Annotated in this window: 22 protein-coding genes; 9 read left to right on the forward strand and 13 right to left on the reverse strand. The window is 62.3% G+C overall.

Translation table 11 applies throughout. The annotated features are described in order from the left end of the window. Window positions 1-130: 130 nt before the first annotated feature. Window positions 131-1,279: a succinyl-diaminopimelate desuccinylase gene (gene dapE / locus ACX3VQ_RS04690; RefSeq protein ID WP_462579787.1), complete on the reverse strand. Its 1,149-nt coding sequence runs from the start codon at window positions 1,277-1,279 to the stop codon at window positions 131-133. A gap of 29 nt (window positions 1,280-1,308) precedes the next feature. On the opposite strand from dapE, the gene ACX3VQ_RS04695 reads away from it, so the two are divergent. Beyond that, window positions 1,309-1,776: a cupin domain-containing protein gene (locus ACX3VQ_RS04695; protein ID WP_462579788.1), complete on the forward strand. Its 468-nt coding sequence runs from the start codon at window positions 1,309-1,311 to the stop codon at window positions 1,774-1,776. Here ACX3VQ_RS04695 and ACX3VQ_RS04700 read toward each other — a convergent pair. Together ACX3VQ_RS04700 and ACX3VQ_RS04705 are read right to left on the reverse strand one after the other, a co-directional pair. Beyond that, entirely contained in the window at window positions 1,773-2,654 is an 882-nt protein-coding gene (locus ACX3VQ_RS04700; protein WP_462571260.1) for a S1/P1 nuclease, read from the reverse strand. The genes ACX3VQ_RS04695 and ACX3VQ_RS04700 overlap by 4 nt on opposite strands. Beyond that, on the reverse strand, window positions 2,654-3,319 hold the full coding sequence (locus ACX3VQ_RS04705) for a glutathione S-transferase family protein (protein WP_462579790.1): 666 nt from the start codon (window positions 3,317-3,319) through the stop codon (window positions 2,654-2,656). Before ACX3VQ_RS04705 ends, ACX3VQ_RS04700 begins: the two co-directional genes overlap by 1 nt. Window positions 3,320-3,512: 193 nt before the next feature. Here ACX3VQ_RS04705 and ACX3VQ_RS04710 point away from each other — a divergent pair, with 193 nt between their 5' ends. Genes ACX3VQ_RS04710 through ACX3VQ_RS04720 form a run of 3 tightly spaced genes read left to right on the forward strand, consistent with a single transcriptional unit; the run spans window position 3,513 to window position 5,598 of the window. Next, on the forward strand, window positions 3,513-4,781 hold the full coding sequence (locus ACX3VQ_RS04710; protein WP_462579791.1) for an OmpP1/FadL family transporter: 1,269 nt from the start codon (window positions 3,513-3,515) through the stop codon (window positions 4,779-4,781). 50 nt (window positions 4,782-4,831) lie between these two features. Next, window positions 4,832-5,251, forward strand: coding sequence for a VOC family protein (locus tag ACX3VQ_RS04715; RefSeq protein ID WP_462579792.1), 420 nt, complete (start codon window positions 4,832-4,834; stop codon window positions 5,249-5,251). 41 nt (window positions 5,252-5,292) lie between these two features. Then, window positions 5,293-5,598 carry a GIY-YIG nuclease family protein gene (locus ACX3VQ_RS04720; protein WP_462579793.1) on the forward strand — a complete coding sequence of 102 codons (306 nt, stop codon included), beginning with the start codon at window positions 5,293-5,295 and terminating at the stop codon, window positions 5,596-5,598. A gap of 151 nt (window positions 5,599-5,749) precedes the next feature. Here the strand turns inward: ACX3VQ_RS04720 and yihA are convergent, their stop codons facing one another. Genes yihA through rpmH form a run of 5 tightly spaced genes read right to left on the reverse strand, consistent with a single transcriptional unit; the run spans window position 5,750 to window position 9,025 of the window. Then, window positions 5,750-6,421, reverse strand: a complete 672-nt coding sequence (gene yihA, locus ACX3VQ_RS04725) for a ribosome biogenesis GTP-binding protein YihA/YsxC (protein WP_462579794.1) — start codon at window positions 6,419-6,421, stop codon at window positions 5,750-5,752. Window positions 6,422-6,429: 8 nt separating this feature from the next. Continuing rightward, window positions 6,430-8,196: a membrane protein insertase YidC gene (yidC, locus tag ACX3VQ_RS04730; protein ID WP_462579795.1), complete on the reverse strand. Its 1,767-nt coding sequence runs from the start codon at window positions 8,194-8,196 to the stop codon at window positions 6,430-6,432. Window positions 8,197-8,256: 60 nt separating this feature from the next. Continuing rightward, window positions 8,257-8,466, reverse strand: a complete 210-nt coding sequence (gene yidD / locus ACX3VQ_RS04735; RefSeq protein ID WP_462571250.1) for a membrane protein insertion efficiency factor YidD — start codon at window positions 8,464-8,466, stop codon at window positions 8,257-8,259. Continuing rightward, on the reverse strand, window positions 8,463-8,858 hold the full coding sequence (gene rnpA / locus ACX3VQ_RS04740) for a ribonuclease P protein component (protein ID WP_462571249.1): 396 nt from the start codon (window positions 8,856-8,858) through the stop codon (window positions 8,463-8,465). Before rnpA ends, yidD begins: the two co-directional genes overlap by 4 nt. Window positions 8,859-8,890: 32 nt before the next feature. Continuing rightward, the gene (gene rpmH / locus ACX3VQ_RS04745) at window positions 8,891-9,025 is read right to left on the reverse strand and encodes a 50S ribosomal protein L34 (protein ID WP_119514694.1); all 135 of its coding nucleotides are present in this window, start codon (window positions 9,023-9,025) and stop codon (window positions 8,891-8,893) included. Between the two features lie 233 nt (window positions 9,026-9,258). Between rpmH and ACX3VQ_RS04750 the strand changes: the two genes are divergently transcribed. Next, window positions 9,259-10,767: a YifB family Mg chelatase-like AAA ATPase gene (locus tag ACX3VQ_RS04750; RefSeq protein WP_462579796.1), complete on the forward strand. Its 1,509-nt coding sequence runs from the start codon at window positions 9,259-9,261 to the stop codon at window positions 10,765-10,767. Between the two features lie 62 nt (window positions 10,768-10,829). Next, window positions 10,830-11,279 carry a hypothetical protein gene (locus ACX3VQ_RS04755; protein WP_462579797.1) on the forward strand — a complete coding sequence of 150 codons (450 nt, stop codon included), beginning with the start codon at window positions 10,830-10,832 and terminating at the stop codon, window positions 11,277-11,279. A gap of 35 nt (window positions 11,280-11,314) precedes the next feature. Here ACX3VQ_RS04755 and ACX3VQ_RS04760 read toward each other — a convergent pair whose 3' ends face one another. Beyond that, window positions 11,315-11,866, reverse strand: coding sequence for a winged helix-turn-helix transcriptional regulator (locus tag ACX3VQ_RS04760; RefSeq protein ID WP_462571246.1), 552 nt, complete (start codon window positions 11,864-11,866; stop codon window positions 11,315-11,317). 166 nt (window positions 11,867-12,032) lie between these two features. Here ACX3VQ_RS04760 and ACX3VQ_RS04765 point away from each other — a divergent pair, with 166 nt between their 5' ends. Continuing rightward, window positions 12,033-12,377, forward strand: a complete 345-nt coding sequence (locus ACX3VQ_RS04765; RefSeq protein WP_462571244.1) for a CC_3452 family protein — start codon at window positions 12,033-12,035, stop codon at window positions 12,375-12,377. A 106-nt stretch (window positions 12,378-12,483) separates the two neighbouring features. On the opposite strand, the gene ACX3VQ_RS04770 is transcribed toward ACX3VQ_RS04765, so the two are convergent. From ACX3VQ_RS04770 to galE, 3 genes are all read right to left on the reverse strand, one after another. Continuing rightward, entirely contained in the window at window positions 12,484-13,101 is a 618-nt protein-coding gene (locus tag ACX3VQ_RS04770; protein WP_462579799.1) for an HAD family hydrolase, read from the reverse strand. A gap of 100 nt (window positions 13,102-13,201) precedes the next feature. Then, window positions 13,202-13,327 carry a type B 50S ribosomal protein L36 gene (gene ykgO / locus ACX3VQ_RS04775; protein ID WP_007165381.1) on the reverse strand — a complete coding sequence of 42 codons (126 nt, stop codon included), beginning with the start codon at window positions 13,325-13,327 and terminating at the stop codon, window positions 13,202-13,204. Window positions 13,328-13,412: 85 nt separating this feature from the next. Further along, window positions 13,413-14,426 carry a UDP-glucose 4-epimerase GalE gene (gene galE, locus ACX3VQ_RS04780; RefSeq protein WP_462579800.1) on the reverse strand — a complete coding sequence of 338 codons (1,014 nt, stop codon included), beginning with the start codon at window positions 14,424-14,426 and terminating at the stop codon, window positions 13,413-13,415. 141 nt (window positions 14,427-14,567) lie between these two features. Here galE and ACX3VQ_RS04785 point away from each other — a divergent pair, with 141 nt between their 5' ends. Both ACX3VQ_RS04785 and ACX3VQ_RS04790 read left to right on the forward strand, forming a co-directional pair. Then, window positions 14,568-15,188 carry a DUF4136 domain-containing protein gene (locus tag ACX3VQ_RS04785; protein WP_462579801.1) on the forward strand — a complete coding sequence of 207 codons (621 nt, stop codon included), beginning with the start codon at window positions 14,568-14,570 and terminating at the stop codon, window positions 15,186-15,188. Next, window positions 15,185-16,321 (forward strand): M14 family metallopeptidase, encoded by a 1,137-nt coding sequence (locus tag ACX3VQ_RS04790; RefSeq protein ID WP_462579802.1) that lies wholly within the window; start codon window positions 15,185-15,187, stop codon window positions 16,319-16,321. Before ACX3VQ_RS04785 ends, ACX3VQ_RS04790 begins: the two co-directional genes overlap by 4 nt. Window positions 16,322-16,395: 74 nt before the next feature. Here the strand turns inward: ACX3VQ_RS04790 and acs are convergent, their stop codons facing one another. After that, window positions 16,396-18,333 carry an acetate--CoA ligase gene (gene acs, locus ACX3VQ_RS04795; RefSeq protein WP_462579803.1) on the reverse strand — a complete coding sequence of 646 codons (1,938 nt, stop codon included), beginning with the start codon at window positions 18,331-18,333 and terminating at the stop codon, window positions 16,396-16,398. Window positions 18,334-18,347 lie beyond the last annotated feature (14 nt).

Consider the following 18,347-nt stretch of genomic DNA (forward strand, 5'->3'; position numbering starts at 1 on the left):
TCAGCGTCCCCTCACACTCTATCGTCATTGCGAGCGTAGCGAAGCAATCCAGGGGCGTCACGCAGAACAGCTGTGGATTGCCGCGTCGCCCCGAAACAAGTTGGGGCCTCCTCGCAATGACAAGATAAATTCATGCAGCGAGCGCAGCCTTGGCCACGCGCGCATAAATGCGGCTCAACGTATCGAGATCGGCCACCACAACCGCTTCATCGCGCTTATGCATCGTCGCGTTGCATAGGCCGAATTCGATCACCGGACACACCGCGCGCAGGAAGCGCGCATCGGACGTGCCGCCGCTTGTCGATGCCTCGGGATCGAGCCCAGTTTCCGCTTTCACTGCATCGGCAATGATCTGCGAGAACCTGCCGGGCGGTGTAAGGAAGGGTTCACCCGAAATCACCGGGCGCGCGCTGCCGCCGTGCCTCTCGGCAATTTCGATCACCTGCCGTGCAAGCGAGGCGCCCGAATGGCGATCGTTGAAACGAATCGAAATACGCGCCTTGGCTTTGGCGGGAATCACATTGTGTGCACGGTTGGCAATGTCGATTTCGGTGATCTCGAGATTGCTGGGCTGGAACCATTCGGTGCCGTCATCGAGGTGGAGACCGTTGAGTTCACTCAGCATCGCCACCATGCGCGGCAGCGGATTGTCCGCCAGATGCGGATAGGCGACATGGCCCTGCGTCCCCTCGACCTCCAGCCAGACATTGACCGACCCGCGCCGCCCGATCTTCATCATGTCGCCCAGCCGGTGAACGCTGGTCGGTTCACCCACCAGGCACAGATCTGGCTGGTGGCCGTGCTCGCGCATGAAATCGATCAGCGCGCGCGTGCCATGCAAGGCCGGCCCTTCCTCATCGCCGGTGATGATAAAGCTGATCGTGCCAGCATCAACGGGCACATGTGATGCCGCGTCGACCATCGCCGCGATCGCGCCTTTCATGTCCACCGCGCCGCGCCCGTAGAGCAGCTCGCCTCCCGGACTTGGCCGCACCTCAGGCTCAAACGGCGCGCTGGCCCAGCCCTCGCCCGGAGGAACGACATCAAGATGGCCCGCGAACGCGAAGTGTCGTGAGCCCTCCGGTCCCTTGCGAACGGCAAACAGGTTCTCTACCGGTGCCTCATCACTGCCTTCTTCGCCCTCGCCGCGCGTGAAGCGGTGGACCGCAAAGCCTAGCGGCGCAAGCATGCCTTCAAGCACATCGAACACCTCGCCGGTGGCAGGCGTAACACTGGGGGCGGCGATCAAACGCTTGGCGAGCTCAGCAGCGAAGTTCATTATGCCGCGATTAGCAGGAGTTTTCGCGAATGCCCAAGCTTGATATTGATGCCATCCCGCAAACCAATGTGACCGGCTATCCGTCACCTTATGATGAGCCGGTGCAAGGCCGATGGTATCGCCGCCTCGCACCTGTCGCCGGGCTTACCCTGCTCGGCGCCAGCCATGTCGTGCTCAAACCGGGCGGTTGGTCGTCGCAGCGCCATTGGCATCGCGGTGAGGACGAACTGGTGATCATACTGACGGGCGAGGCGGTGCTGGTCGAGGACGACGGCGAAACCACGGTGCGCGCGGGCGACATTCTGGCTTGGGCTGCCGGCAAAGCCAATGGCCATCATCTCCAGAACCGCTCAACGGAAGACTGCATATTCGTCGCCATCAGCGGCGGTGACCCCGATGCCGATTCGGGCGAATATCCCGATATCGACATGGTGTTCGACCCGGATGGCTATGCCCGCAAGGACGGGACGCGATACGAAACCAACCGCATTCCCTAGCGGCGTTCCCGTTCAGGCACCGGCAGCGGCCCCGGTGCAAACGCCTCGTCCAGCATCTGCGCCATGCGCAGGCCGGCCTGCGTCACGCGGCGCTGGCTTACGGGGATGGCGGCGACAATATCTTCCTGTGTCAGCGCGGTTTGTGATGGCAGTTCGCCGGTGCAGTCCTCGCAATCAAAGGCGTTGGGATAGACAAAGGTCCGGGCAATCTCCCAGCTTTCGCGGCCCCATTCCGCCGCATCGCCGCCAGCCAGCTCGGCCCGTTCGGCTGCGGTATAGCGGCGCACCAGCGACGGCTGCGCTGAAGAGATTGCGCGTTCGGCCAGCGGCCCGTCCCAGATCCAGTGCAGGTTCAGGCCGGGCACGATACCGTAATCGGTCACGCGGTCATTGCCGCCGCGATCGTTGTGATCGCCCGAATGGAGCGGCATGTGCACATCGCCAACGAAGTGGACCATGAAGGCCAGCGCCTCCAACCGGATATTGGCGGGCAGGCTTTCGTCGGCAAGGATACGCTGGTTGCGCTCGATCTGCGCCAGAATGCAATTGCCCCCGCTGCAATTGCTGCGCGGGCTGTAAGGCTCGCCAATCGGCGCAGTGCGATAGTGCCAGGCGAAGGTATAGCCCCAGCGCCAGCCGTCGCGGCGCAGGCAATCGGGCCACACGGTCGCATCGGGCAGGCTGCGCAGGCGGCAATCGGGCGTGCCGATCAGCGCCTCGGCCCGGAAAAGCCGCTCCATCGCTGAGCGCGTTTCGGGGCGAATATTGGCGAGCGCGATCTCGCCCGTCACCTGGTGGGCGTAAAAGCCCCAGGCCTGCGCCGGGGCGGGCAACAGGATTGCCAGAGCGGCGATCAGGCCCGCCAGATGTCGCAACATCAGGCCGGTTCCTTCTCGAATTGTTCGATCACCCACTCTTCATCCTCCGAGGCGGTGATCCATTCCTGCATCCAGTCATGCTCCCAGATCGCTTCCATATAAGCCTGGGCGAAGCCCGGCACGGCGATGCCATAAGTGACAAAGCGCGACACAACTGGCGCATAGAAAATGTCTGCCGCGCCGAAAGTGCCAAACAGGAAGGGGCCACTGTTGCCGAAGCGCGCGCGCGCCTCCGCCCACAGGCTCAGCACACGCACGATGCCGTGCTTTGCCTCATCCGAGACCGATGGCAGCTGGACCCGGCGGCGCACATTCATCGGCAGCTCGCGCCGCAATGGCAGGAAACCGCTGTGCATTTCAGCCACCATGGCGCGGGCCATTCCGCGGGCGCCCTCTTCCTTGGGCCAGAAGCGTTCACGCCCGACCTTGTCGGCCAGATATTCCATGATCGCCAGGCTGTCCCACACCACGGTTTCGCCATCCCACAGGATCGGAACCTTGCCTGATGAGGGCTGGACTTCGCCCATCGCCTGCTTGCGATGCCCCCATTCGTCGCCATCGATATTCACGATCAGCTCTTCGAAATGAAGCCCTGACTGTTTGGCCGCGAGCCAGCCGCGCATCGACCAGCTCGAATAGTTCTTGTTGCCGATGATCAGCTTCATGCACGCGCTCCACCTTGCTTGCCCATCACCTAGAAGTTCAGGAAAGCGAAGTCGAGCATGAACGGGTTTTTCGGCGTCAATCCAGCTGCCGTGGGTTAGTTTTTCTACGCAACCGGAAACGGAATGTGCCTGTTTATCATGGGGGTGCGGACTAATTGGGCTGTCTGAACAAGTCATAACAACCGGAACCGTCATGTCCCTCCCTGCAATCCGCCGTCTATCCTCCCTCGCCATACTGCCGCTGGCCGCAACCATGCTGGCGCCTGCCGCGCATGCGACGGACGGATATTTCCTGAACGGTGTGGGCGCCAAGTCAAAGGGCGCCGGGGGCGTTGCCATCGCCCTGCCGCAGGATGCGCTTTCGATCGCTGCCAACCCGGCTTCGGCGACAGAGCTGGGCCACCGCATCGACGGCGGGGTCGATATCTTCATTCCGCGTCGCGGAGCCAGCATCAGCGGCAACGCTGCGGGGCTTGACGGAGATTACAGCGGCAATGGCGCGAATCCGTTCGTGATGCCCGAATTCGGCTATGTCCGGCCGGTGTCGGACAATGTCTCGATCGGCCTTGCCATCTACGCCCATGGCGGGATGAACACGACCTATCGCGAAAGCCCCTTTGCGGCCTTTGGTGAAACCGGCCAGACCGGCGTTGACCTGAAACAGGTCTTCATCACCCCCACTGTCGCGGCACGGATCGCCCCGGGCCATTCGCTGGGCATTTCGGTGATCGGGGTTGTACAGGGCTTTCGCGCACGCGGGATAGCGCCCTTCTCTGGCGCATCGGCGGACCCGGCCAATTTTACCAATCGCGGCACCAGTGTGGCCTTCGGCTCGGGCGTGCAAGTGGGCTATCTTGGTCGCATTACCGACGAAATAAGCTTGGGTGCGTTTTACAAATCAAAGGTGTGGGCAGGCAAGTTTGGGCGCTATTCCGGGCTGTTCGCTCAAGAGGGCGGCTTCGACGTGCCCGCATCATGGGGCGGCGGGATAGCCGTGAAGCCCAGCGACCGGCTGACGCTGGCGGCAGACTTCAAGCGCATTGAATATTCCGATGTCCAATCGGTGGGCAATCCGCTGGCCCCGCTGTTCCAGGGCATCCCCTTCGGTGTGGAAGATGCACCCGGCTTTGGCTGGCGCGATATCTCGGTGGGCAAATTCGGCGCGGTCTACACGGCGAATGAGAGGCTTACCCTGCGCGCTGGCTATAGCATTGGCGGCAATCCGGTGCCGCAATCGGAAACCCTGCTCAACATCCTAGCCCCTGGCGTCGTCAAGGAGCACTTCACCGCAGGTGCATCGCTCAAGACCGGTTCCAAGCTGGAATTCAGCGCCTATGCCATGCACGCCCCGCGCAACACGGTGCGCGGCGAGGGCTCGATCCCAATGAACTTCGGCGGCGGCGAAGCCGACATACGGCTCAGCGAAACCTCGTTCGGGATTGCGGCAGGTGTCAGCTTCTGAGCGCATGCGGGCCCTTTCCCAACCCTTGCCGGCTGGTGTAAGCAAGGGGCATGAGCCTGCGCCCCTTCCACCTCGCCTTCCCCGTCGATGACCTTGCCGCCGCGCGCGCCTTCTATGGCGGGGTGATGGGCTGTGCCGAAGGCCGTTCGTCAGACGAGTGGATCGACTTCGACTTCTACGGCCACCAGATCGTGACCCATCTTGCGCCCGGTGGTGCCGGGGACCGTGCCAGCAACCATGTCGATGGGCACGGCGTGCCGGTGCCGCATTTCGGCATCGTGCTCAATATGGACGATTGGCAGGAGCTGGCTGACCGGCTGACTGCGGCGGGCACCCAATTCGTGATCGAGCCGACCATCCGCTTCAAGGGGCAGCCGGGCGAGCAGGCGACGATGTTCTTTCGCGACCCCGCCGGCAATGCGATCGAGATGAAGGCGTTCGAAAACCTCGACAGCCTGTTCGCGACGTAAGGCATTACGTCATTGCGAGGAGCGAAGCGACGAAGCAATCCATGGTCCAGCGCGAGGTCTTTCAACCGGTCGTCTACATGATGGCGAACCACAAGCGCGGCACGATCTACATCGGCGTTACCTCGAACCTCGTCCAGCGAGCCTGGCAACATCGGGAAGGCGCGCTGGACGGTTTCACCAGGCGCTACGGCTGCAAGAGGCTGGTCTGGTTCGAGTTGTGCGGAACAATGGAACACGCGATCCTGCGCGAGAAGCAGCTGAAGGCCGGATCGAGAGCCAAGAAGATTGCCTTGATCGAGAATGACAATCCGGAATGGCAGGACTCGTACGAAGCCCTTCTCGGCTGAGATGGTCGCAACGCAGCTTCGTGGATTGCTTCGCTTCGCTCGCAATGACGGTGTAACGACAGACTTGCGAAAGGCGCCAATTCCAGAGCCGGCAAAGACCCAATTCCCGCCGTTCGGGCGTTCAATTGCGTCGTCCTCAAGCGGTCGCCACTTACTCCGAAAGCCCGCCAGGCCCCAGCGCGTCCTGCACCACCGCCGCCCTGAGCGCGGCGATGCCCATGCCCTTTTCCGCGCTTGTTACATGCAGCTCTGGAAAAGCGGCGGAGTGTTTGCGCGCCTCTTCGGCGGTTGCCGCCACCACCTTGTCGAGTTCGCTGGCCTTGACCTTGTCCGCCTTGGTCAGGACTATGCGATAGCTGGCTGCCGCCTCGTCGAGCATTTTCATCATCTCGCGGTCGACTTCCTTGGGCCCGTGCCGGCTATCCACCAGCACCAGCGTGCGGTGGAGCGTCTGGCGCCCGCGCAGGTAATCGCGCACCAGCCGCTTCCACTTCTCGACCACCTTGGGCGGGGCCTTGGCAAAGCCATAGCCGGGCATATCGACCAGCCGGAACAGCGTGGGCTCGCCCACCTCGAAAAAGTTGAGTTCCTGCGTGCGGCCCGGCGTCACCGAAGCGCGCGCAATCGCCTTGCGCCCGGTCAGCGCGTTCAGCAGCGAGCTCTTGCCGACATTCGAGCGCCCGCAAAAGGCGATCTCCGGCACGGTGGGGTCGGGCAGGAACTTGAGCTGCGGCGCGGACAGCAGGAAGTCCACTCGGCCGGAGAACAGCCTGGATGCGGCCTCTTCGCGGGCGTTCTGTTCGCGCTCTTCCTCGGGTGTCACGGCCAGCCTCAGCCCTTGCGCTTATCGTCGCGCGCAGCAACCGCCGATTGGTCAGCCTTTTCCTTCTCAGCCGCCGCCTTCAACTGCGGATGCTTCGAATAGAGATAGGTCTGCTGCGCGAGCGTGAGCAGGTTCGAGGTTACCCAGTAGAGCAGCAGGCCCGCTGCAAACGGCGCCATCACGAACATCAATATCCAGGGCATGAACTGGAATATCTGCTGCTGTACCGGGTCCATTGCGGTGGGATTCAGCCTGAAGGTCAGCCACATGGTCACACCCAGCAACACCGCCAATATGCCGATGCCAAGGAAGCCCGGCGGATCGAACGGCAGTAGCCCGAACAGGTTGAGGATCTTGGCCGGATCGGGCGCGGAAAGATCGTTGATCCAGAGCACGAAGGGCTTGTGGCGCATGTCGATCGACAGCATCAGCGCCTTGTATAACGCGAAGAAGATCGGGATCTGCAACAGCAGCGGCAAGCACCCGGCGAGCGGGTTGACCCCCTCGTCCTTGTAGAGCTTCATGACCTCCTGCTGCTGCTTCTGCTTGTCGTCCTTGTAGCGTTCCTGGATCGCCTTCATCTTCGGCTGGACTGCCTTCATCGCTGCCATGCTGGCAAACTGCTTTTGTGCAATCGGGAACATCAACCCGCGAATGATGACGGTGAGCAGGATGATCGCAACGCCGAAATTGCCGACAAATTCATAAAGCGTGCGCAGCAGCCACATCATTGGCTTCACGAACCATTCGAACCAACCCCAATCGATTGCCTTGCCCAAATTCTCGACGCCGCCGTCGCGATACTGGTTGAGCAGCGCGCTTTCCTTGGCACCGGCGAAAAGCTGCGTCTCGCGTGTTGCACTGCCGCCTGCGGCAACCGTCTCCGGCGCATAGATCAGGTCGGCGCGATAGAGCTTGTCGCCCAACGCGCGAAAGCCGGGGGTCGCCTGTGCGCCCTGCTGCGGGATCAGCGCGGAAAGCCAATAGGTGTCGCTGAAGCCCAGCCAGTCAGGTGCGCCGCCTTCGGGCGTATAGGCACGGGCTTCATCCAGGTCTTCATAATCCGGGCCGTATTCGACCGTGTCGCCAAACGCACCCATGGGGCCGGCATGCGAAATGAACTGGCTGACACTGGCATTTTTCGAAGTGCGGGTGATCAGGCCAAAGGGTTGCACTACCACCGGCCCTGCAGCCTGGTTGCGCACCGTCTGGCGCGCCGTGAGCATGTAATTGTCATCGACCGAAAGCTCGATGGTGAATATCTGACCTTCGCCATTGTCATGGCTCAGCGTTACCGGAGCTTGCCGGGTCAACTGCGTGCGGTCAGCCTGCCACAACGTGTCCGCAGTTGGCAGGGCAACCCCCTGCCCGATCCAGCCGAACTGCGCGAAATATTGGCCTTCGGTGCCTGCCGGGGCCAGCAGCTGGACCGGGCGGCTGTCCTTGTCCACGCTTTCGCGGTGATCCTTCAGTTCGATATCGTCGATCCGCGCGCCAACCAGATTGATCGATCCTTCGATCCTGGGGGCGTCGATGCGCACCCGCTCGGGTGCGGCAAGCGCGCTTTCAAGATCGACAGGCCCAGCGCTTGCGCCGGTCTGGGGATCGATTTTGCCGCTGCTTGCCGGTGCCGCAGTAGCCGCCACCGATTCCGTCTGCTCAACCTGACCAGTGATCGAAGCCTGCGGATAGAAGAACCGTATCGCCATATCCCAGCCCAGGATAAGTAGGCCGGAAAGCGCCACGGCGAGCAGGAGATTGCGCTGATTGTCCAAGATCGTTCTCTTCGTTTTTCAGACTATCTGGGGTGGTGTCTTATAATAACAAGACACATGTCAAGGCACGGGATCGTGACCGTGCCCACCCCAAGGGTGGCAGCGCATTAGCCGCTTAATCGCCATCCATCCACCCTTGATCGCACCATATTTGCCCAGCGCCTCAACCGCGTACTGACTGCAGGACGGTGCATAGCGGCAGGTCGGCGGCAGAATCCGGCTTGGTCCCCATTGCCACAGGCGCGCAATGAAGATCAGAACATGCTTCATTTTCGCCCTCCCTGGCCCATTTCGCCGCGATTGCCCTTGCGCGGCCTGCGGGTCCTTGAGCCTCTGGGCGGATCGCCTTGCCCCGCTGCCGCACGGGCAAGCGCCCCAGCCAGTTCGCCTTGCAGCGCGGCAAAGTTACGCTCGATCGCGCCGTCGCGCGCAATCAGCACGTGATCGTGATCGGGCAGGCCGGCTTCGGGCAGGGCGGCGCGCAGCAATTCACGAAACCGGCGCTTGATCCGGTTGCGGACCACGGCATTGCCGACCTTCTTGGTTACGGTGATGCCGTATCGCTTGCCTCGGCCCTGGTTGGGGTGCGCCAAAAGCACGAAACCGGGGCGCGCCACGCGCAGGCCCCGGTTCGCAGCAATAAAGTCAGCGCGGCGACGCATCACCGCGATGTCATGTGTGTCAGGTGTTGCGCTTACGCACAAAGCGTCTTGCGGCCACGCTTGCGGCGTGCACGCAGGACCTTGCGACCACCCGGGGTCGCCTTGCGCGCGAAAAAGCCATGACGGCGGGCACGCACGAGATTGCTGGGCTGAAAAGTCCGCTTCATATCGTCCTCGAAATCAATTTTACGTGTCCTGCGGGAAATCCGAAGTGACACCAACAAAAAGGGCCGCCTGCAAAAGGCGACCGCCATTGCCGCGGCCCGTTAAGCCAAGCTGGAACCCGAGTCAAGATATAGCGCGTGGCGGATAGCCGCGCTCGAACCTGGCCATGTCCCTCGACATATACAGTAAAAACAGTCACTAGTCATCAATTGCACTGGATTTCAAAGGGTCGCCAGTGGTCGCACTAGTCAAGACAGTCGCCTATTTGGGGCTGGAAGCCAGAAGTGTCGAAGTTCAATGCCAGGTCGCGCCGGGTCTGCCGCGCTTTGCAATTGTCGGATTGCCCGACAAGGCGGTGAGCGAGAGCCGCGAACGCGTGCAATCGGCGCTGGCGGCAATGGGCCTGGCACTTCCCCCCAAGCGCATCACCATCAACCTCTCTCCCGCCGATCTGCCCAAGGACGGCTCGCATTATGACCTGCCGGTTGCGCTGGCATTGCTGGCAGCGATGGGCGTGACCGACGCCGAACAGCTGGTTGACTGGATCGCGGTGGGTGAACTGGCGCTCGATGGCCGGATCGTGCCTTCACCGGGCGTATTGCTGGCCGCGCTGCACGCCAGCGAGAGCGAAACAGGGCTGATCTGCCCTGCCGCGCAGGGTTCCGAAGCGCGTTGGGCAAGCGGCGTACCCGTGCTGGCCGCGCCCAATCTGGTCAGCCTGCTCAATCACCTGAAGGGCACGCAGGCCCTGCCTGAGCCGCCGCGCGGCGAGGTAGAGCGGGCCGTGCCGGTCGCTGACCTCAAGCAAGTGAAAGGACAGGAGGCTGCCAAACGCGCGCTGGAGATCGCGGCAGCGGGCGGGCACAATCTGCTGATGATCGGCCCTCCGGGCGCAGGCAAGAGCTTGCTGGCGAGCTGCCTGCCGGGAATATTGCCCGAGCTCACGCCAGCCGAGGCGCTGGAAGTGTCGATGGTTGCCTCGGTTGCAGGCACGCTTGAGGGCGGGCGAATCAGCCGCGCTCGGCCGTTCCGCGCGCCGCACCATTCGGCCAGCATGGCAGCGCTCACGGGTGGAGGCCTGAAAGTGCGCCCCGGCGAAGTAAGCCTGGCGCATCTGGGCGTGCTGTTCCTGGACGAACTGCCCGAATTCCAGCGGCCGGTGCTCGATTCGCTGCGCCAGCCGCTCGAAACTGGCAGCGTCGATGTTGCGCGCGCCAATGCGCACGTCACCTTTCCGGCACGGGTTCAACTGGTGGCGGCGATGAACCCGTGCCGCTGCGGGCATCTGGGCGATCCGGCGCTGGCCTGCTCGCGCGCGCCGCGCTGTGCCGCAGATTACCAGAGCAGGGTTTCGGGCCCGATGCTCGACCGGATTGATCTGCATGTAGAGGTCGATCCTGTGAGTTCGGCAGATATGGCGCTGCCCCCGCCAGCCGAAGGTTCAGCGCAGGTCGCAGCACGGGTGGCGGCTGCGCGCCATATCCAGACCTCGCGCGCCAAGGAAACAGGCGCGCGCAGCAATGCCGAGCTCAATGGCGATGCGCTGGAAAAATGGGCTTCTCCCGACGAGGCGGGCCAAAAGCTGCTGCTACAGGCCGCCGAAGCGATGCGCCTGTCAGCGCGCGGCTATACGCGGATGCTCAGGGTCGCGCGGACCATCGCCGATCTGGCGGGTTCGGAAGGCGTCGGACGGATACATATCGCCGAGGCTTTGAGTTACCGCCGGCAGGCGCCGCGGGCGTGATGTCCGAGTTTAGGTGGGGAGCGGACATTGCCAAATCACTATCAAATGGGCCAGGGTAAGTAATGGAAAGCCGCGACCAACAATACGAAATCATGGGCCTCGTTGCTCACGAGCGTGGCCTGCCCCGTGAAAAGGTGCACCTTTCAGACCGACTGCTTCATGACCTTGGCATGGATGGCGACGATGCCGTGGACTTCTTCAACAGCGTGCATGAGCGGTTCGGGACCGACTTGACGCACCTCCACGAGCAATGGAGCCACTACTTCGGACCGGAGGGGTTTTCGTGCTGGTATGGACTGGCTATTATCCCTGCTGCCGTCATTGGAGGCGCAGTGGCTAGCATGGCTGGCCTATCGGCACTCTGGGGATTTGTCATAACCGTGCCTCTGCTCGCGGCGGCGCTCTGGGCATTGCGGCGATGGGGACCCCCTGACAGGACGGTCCCTGTTACGGTTGGGGAAGTGGTCGCCGCTGTTGAGGCTGGTGCGTGGCCGTGCCGTCCTGAAAGCTAATGTCCGCAAGGGGGTCGTTAGCGGGCGCTAATCGCTCAGCCTGCGGCGCGTCGCTTTAGCTCTTCAAGGTCGACGACATCGCCGCGATTGACGCTGCCGTGTGCCTTTGCCTGCGTGCCATCGGCGCGGATGCCGACATTCTCACGCTTGGCCAGCCACAGGTCTTTCGGACCCAATATGCGGCCATCGTGCGACAGGATCGACACCGGGCCGATCGGCAGGCGATCAACCTCGTCCACCAGCACCGGATCCTCAACCACTTCGGCACCGTATTTCTGGCCCCATTGGCGCAGCGCGATCATTGCAGGCAGCAGGTCGAAGCCCTTTTCGGTGAGCCGATATTCGATTTTCCGGCGATCATCGGCGCATGGTTCACGCTTGAGGATGCCGTGCTCAACCAGCTTGGCGAGCCGGTTCGAGAGGATATTGCGCGCAATTCCCAGCTCGCTGAGGAATTCCTCGAAATGATGCACCCCGTTGAAGCTCGCCCGCAGGATCATGAATGACCAGCGTTCGCCCATCACCTCAAGCGCTTGCGGCAAACCGCATTCGATCAGATCGCGCAGTGGTTCTCTCAAATCGCCCATAAATCAGTCCTCTCTCTGCAACCTGCCTAGCGCGGGTTTTACCGCCTCGCAAAATTTTTTCAGTTTTTAGTTGCAACTTACATTCTAGCCCATTAGGTAGTGATTAGCAACTGGTTTTGATTCGAAACCTTATGCCGTTTAATCCAACCAAAGAAAGGAAACGACCATGACCCTCTCCCTGTCCAACACCGGTCGTCTCGGTACTCTCGTTCTGGCACTCGCCTATACCGTCATTACCTTCGGTGCGCTTACCGCACCTGCCCCAGGCTATGCCGCATCCAGCGGCCCCTATTATATCGCCGAACTCGCTGCGCCTGCCAGCGATGCCCGCACCGTGGCGGGCGGCGTGGCGTGGTTCTGCGAAGGCACCACCTGCAAAGCCGCGAAAGGCACGTCCAGCCCGCTGCGCATTTGCCGCGGCCTCGCCCGTGAATTTGGCGACGTGACCAGCTTCACCAGCAAAGGCGAAGCGCTGGCCGACGAAAAACTGGCGCAGTGCAACGGCAATTGAGCCGATAACCCACTTTGCCGGCTTCTCTCCAAAATCCCGGCAAACCCCAAGGTCCCCGGCGCCCCCTCGCCGGGGACCTTCTCGTTTAGGGAAGGCACAGCCTCGTTCAGCGTGGCAACAGGCCGCGCCCGGCCAGATCACGTTCCAGTTCGCCCGCATCACGAAAATGGTGCACTTGCCAGTCAAGCGCACGCGCGGCGGCAATATTGGCCGCATTGTCATCCACGAACAGCATCTCACCTGCCCGGTAGCCAAATCTGCGTTCAGCCAGCTTGAAAATTGCCGGATCGGGCTTGGCGATCTGCTCCTGACCCGAAACCACAATGTCGCGGAAATGCGACAACACCGGTTCGCTCGGAAAGAACTGCTCCCAGAACTCCGCCCCGAAATTGGTGATCGCGAATAGCGGCACCTCGCGCTTTGCCAGATGTTCGATCAGCCCGGCAGTGCCCGGAACCGGCCCCGGGATCGTATCGAGAAAGCGGTTCCGATAGGCATCGATCAAATGCGCATGCTCTGGAAATTGCGCCTTGCGCACGGGCAGCATCTCGTCAAGCGGAACCCCGGCATCGTGCTGGAAATGCCATTCCTCGGTCACGACATGGGTGCAGAACCAGTCAAGCTCAGCCGGGTCATCGATCAATTGCGCGAACAGGTGGCGCAGATCCCATTGCACGATCACCCGCCCGACATCGAACACCACCGCCTGCACCTGCCGAGTCATTTTGCCTGCTCCTGAAACAGCAACGGCCCGCGCTCCACGGGGGAGGCGGGCCGGTAACGCTGCGCAGCCGCCCCAGGGACGGCCCGCCATGCGGCGCGAATCAGCCCTGGCGGGCCTTGAATCGGCGGTTGGTCTTGTTGATCACATAGGTCCGGCCACGGCGGCGGATGACGCGGCAATCGCGGTGACGGTTCTTCAGCGACTTGAGGCTGTTACGGATCTTCATGGTTCTTTTCCAAAAGTAAACGCGCCGGAGCTGCCCCCGACGCGGCAAATTCGAAGCGCGCCGTTAGCGCGGGAACAGATTCGGGTCAAGCGCCTCCGCGGAGATCGGACAGTTTCCGCTCCCACTGCAAGGCGTGAGCAATGATCGTGTCGAGGTCATCAAATTGCGGTTGCCAGTGGATGGTTGCCCGCACCAGCGAAGGATCGGAGACGAGCGAAGCAACATCGCCTGCGCGGCGCGGCATCTGGCGGCGCTCGACAGGCTGGTTCGTCACCCGGTCTACTGCATCGAGCACTTCGAGCACGGAAAACCCGCGGCCATAGCCGACATTCATCGTCATCGATCGATCCGGATCGTCAATCAGTGCCTCAAGCGCCAGCACATGCGCCGATGCCAGATCGCTGACGTGGATATAGTCGCGCATGCCCGTTCCATCAGGTGTCGGATAGTCGTCACCGAAAATGGCGACATGATCGCGCTTGCCCAGCGCCGCCTCGACAGCGACCTTGATAAGATGCGTTGCGCCAATGGTCGCCTGCCCGCTGCGACCCTGCGGATCAGCGCCGCACACATTGAAATACCGCAGCACGCAGTGGTTCAGCGGATGCGCCTTGCTGACATCGGCCAGAATACGCTCCGTCATCAGCTTGCTCATGCCGTAGGGATTGACCGGCTGCAGCGGGTCTTCCTCGGTCAACGGCTTGACCTCGGGCTCGCCATAGACCGTAGCAGTCGAGGAAAAGATCACATGGCGAACACCGCCCGCCAGCGCAGATTCGATCAGCGTGCGGCTGTTGGCGGTGTTGTTGTGATAATATTTGAGCGGGTTCTCGACCGATTCGGGCACGATGATCGAGCCCGCAAAATGCATGATTGCGCGCGTGCCCTGCTCGGCAAAGATGCGCGCCAGCAGGCCTATGTCGGCGATATCGCCCTCGTAAAAGGGCACGCCATCGGGCACGGCGAAGCGGAAGCCGGTAGAAAGATTGTCAATCACCGCCACCGGCCAGCCTGCATCGAGCAGCGCCAGCACTGCATGACTGCCGATATAACCGGCGCCGCCGGTCACCAGCACGGGTACGCGTTTGTCAGTCGTCATGCCGCGCCGTTAGCAAGTTCCTGAGGCGAATGCGCAGAAAATTAACCGCCAGGCTGTTTTTAGGACTAAATACCCGTAGCGGCAGCGACATGCTGGCCATTGGCGTGCCGCACCGCTAGAGCCGGGCAGAGGAAGAGAACCATGAACAATCCACGCAATCTACTGTTTGCAATAGCCGCCGCTGCCGCGCTCGCCGGGTGCGCTTCGGTTCCGGCCCCAAGCCCGGTCGAAGTCACGCGCTTCCACAATGCGGCAGCATTGGGCGCGGCTGAGCGCGGCACCGTTTTTGTCACCAGCGCGCCGGGCAGCAGTTCCGATACCCTGGAACTGGCCTCATACAAGGCGGCGGTCGCTCAGGAGCTGGCGCAACTTGGCTATGGCGAAGCGGGCAGCGATGCTGCCGCGCTGGTCGCGCAGGTCCGGCTCGAACGCTACCGCATCGGCAGCGACGGCTCGCGCCGCGGCCCGGTGAGCGTGGGAGTGGGTGGCTCCACCGGCTCGTACGGCTCGGGTGTGGGCCTTGGTATCGGCTTCAACCTGGGCGGCGGCGGATCGAGCGAGCGGCTTGGCACCGAACTGGGCGTGATGCTGCGCGACAAGGTTAGCGGGCAGACCGTATGGGAAGGCCGCGCGCGCTTCACCGTGTCGCCCAAATCCGAACTGGCCGTTCCCGCACGCAATGCCGAAGTGATCGCCGACGCCCTGTTCCGCGAATTCCCCGGCAACAATGGTGAGACTGTAGAAGTGAAGGTTTCCGAGTGAACGACATCGCGATCGATGCCAATTTTGACAGCGGCAATATCGAAGTCCTTTCCGTTACGGGCAGCACCGCCAAGCTGACGATCCGCAAAGACCATCAAAGCGAGTTCGCGCAGTGGTTTCACTTTCGGGTTTGCGGCGCGGCGGGCAAGGAAATGCAGCTCAAGATTACCGGGCTGAACAGCTCGGCCTATCCGGGTGGCTGGCCAGGCTATGACACCTGCGTTTCCGAAGACCGCGAATACTGGGCCCGCGCGGCAAGCCGCTTCGACAAGGACGAGGAAGGCGGCACGCTGACGATCAGCTATACGTCAGCCAGCAACATCGCCTTTTTCGCCTACTTCGCCCCCTATTCGATGGAGCGGCATCACGATCTGGTGGCCGAAGCTGCCGCCAGCGAAGGGGTGGAGCTGCTGCGGCTCGGCACCACGCTCGACGGGCAGCCGCTCGACTGCCTCGAACTGGGCGAAGGCGACACGCAGGTCTGGATCACCGCGCGCCAGCATCCGGGTGAAACGCAGGCCGAATGGTGGGCCGAGGGCGCATTGGAATGCCTGACCGATCCCGCCGATCCTGTCGCGCGCGCCTTGCGTGCACGCTGCCGATTCCACATCGTGCCCAATTGCAATCCCGACGGCTCGCGCCGCGGGCATCTGCGCACCAATGCCGCAGGCACCAATCTCAACCGCGAATGGGACAACCCGACGGCTGATAAATCGCCCGAAGTTCTCGCTATCCTGGGCCATATGGACGCAACCGGCTGCGACTTTGCCATAGACGTGCATGGCGATGAGGCGATCCCGGCGGTGTTCCTGGCCGGCTATCACGGAATTCCCGGCCTCACGCCTGAACACCAGGCAGGGTATGACCGTTACCAGGCAATACTTGACCGGCGCACGCCCGATTTCCAGACCAAGCTGGGCTATCCCAAGGCCGCGCCCGGCAAGGCCAACCTCTCGATGTGCACGAACCAGGTAGCGCACCGGTTTGGCTGCACCGCGATGACGCTGGAAATGCCCTACAAGGATCTCGTCGATGCGCCCGAGCCTGAACAGGGCTGGAGCCCTGAACGCTGCAAGCTGCTGGCGCGTGATTGCCTCGCCGCGCTGCTCGAATGGCTTGACGAAATCCGCTGACAGCCCTGCGCTGGCCTGGCACTGGGCTGGCACTGGACCCTGCACTGGGCGGCGCCGTGCCCTGGTTCGCCTGGCTAACGGTTCATTCGCCCTTCGATCAACCGGTCGACCAGCGAAGGATCGGCCAGGGTCGAGGTATCGCCGAGCGAACTGAACTCGTTCTCGGCGATCTTCCGCAGGATGCGGCGCATGATCTTGCCGCTGCGCGTCTTGGGCAGGCCATCGGTAAAATGGATGTGATCAGGTGAAGCAATCGGGCCGATTTCCTTGCGCACGTGATTGCGCAGCTCGGTGTAAAGCTCGGCCGAACCTTCTTCGCCCGCGTTCAGCGTAACATAGCAATAGATGCCCTGCCCCTTGATGTCGTGCGGATAACCGACCACTGCCGCTTCGGCCACCAGCGCATGCAGCACCAGCGCGCTTTCAACTTCGGCGGTGCCCATGCGGTGGCCCGAGACATTGATCACATCGTCGACCCGCCCGGTGATCCAGTAATAGCCGTCTTCGTCACTGCGGCAGCCATCGCCGGTGAAATACTTGCCCTTGTAGGTGCTGAAATAGGTCTGCACGAAGCGCTCGTGATCGCCGTAGACGGTGCGCGCCTGCCCCGGCCAGCTATGGGTGAGGCACAGATTTCCGCTGGCCGGGCCTTCCAGCACTTCGCCTTCGCTGCCCACCAGTTGCGGGCGCACGCCGAAGAAGGGCTTGCCCGCGCTGCCCGGCTTCATGTCATGCGCGCCGGGCAAGGTTGTGATCATGCAGCCGCCGGTTTCGGTTTGCCACCAAGTATCGATGATCGGGCAGCGTCCTTCGCCCACGACGTCGAAATACCAGCGCCAGGCCTCGGGGTTGATCGGCTCGCCCACAGTGCCGAGCAGGCGCAGCGATTTGCGGCTGCGGCTGGTGACGAAGTGATCTCCTTCGCGCATCAGCGCCCGGATCGCGGTGGGGGCGGTGTAGATGATGTTTACCTGATGCTTGTCGACCACGTCCCAGAAGCGGCCATGATCGGGATAGTTGGGCACGCCTTCGAACACTACGGCAGTCGCACCGTTCATCAGCGGGCCATAGACGACATAGCTGTGCCCGGTGACCCAGCCGATATCGGCAGTGCACCAGAACACTTCGCCCGGCTGGTAATCGAAGATGTAATTGAAGGTGGCGGCGGTCCAAACGCCATATCCGCCAGTGGTGTGGAGCACCCCCTTGGGCTTGCCGGTCGAGCCCGAGGTGTAAAGGATGAACAGCGGATCTTCCGCGCCCATCTCCTCGCACGGGCAATCGGCATCGGATGCAAGGTCTTCGAACCAGTGATCGCGCCCATCGCGCATGGTGATTTCAGCACCGGTATGCCGCACCACCAGCACGCCATCGACTTCGACCCCGTGAAGCTCAAGCGCTGCATCGACATTGGCCTTGAGCGGCACAGATTTGCCGCCGCGCAGCCCGGTATCGGCGGTAACCACAAAACGGCTGCCGCAATCGGTGATACGGCCACTCAATGCCTCGGGCGAAAAGCCACCGAACACTACAGAATGCACCGCGCCGATCCGCGCGCAAGCGAGCATCGCCAGCACGCCTTCAATCACCATCGGCATGTAGATCGTGACCCGGTCGCCTTTCCTGACACCCAGTGCCTTGAGCGCATTGGCCATGCGCAGGACTTCGGCATGAAGCTCGCGATAGGTCAGGCTGCGGCCGGGCGAGGCGGGATCGTCAGGCTCGAAGATCAGGGCGGTGGTATCGCCGCGCTCGGCCAGATGGCGATCGACCGCATTGTGGCAGAGATTGAGCGCGCCATCGGCGAACCACTTGATATCGACCGGGTCATATGACCACTCGCCGCCCTTGGTGGGCGGCGTGGTCCAATCGAGCCGCTGCGCCTGCTCTAGCCAGAACGCATCGGGATCCTCGATGGATCGCCGGTACATCGCTTCATATTGCTCGGTTGTACAATGGGTCGGCCGGTCCTGGTAAGGGCGCCGCACAAATCCATCGCTCGCAGTTTGCATCGCTAACATTCTCC

It is taken from the genome of Altererythrobacter chaiwopuensis, from assembly GCF_054957735.1.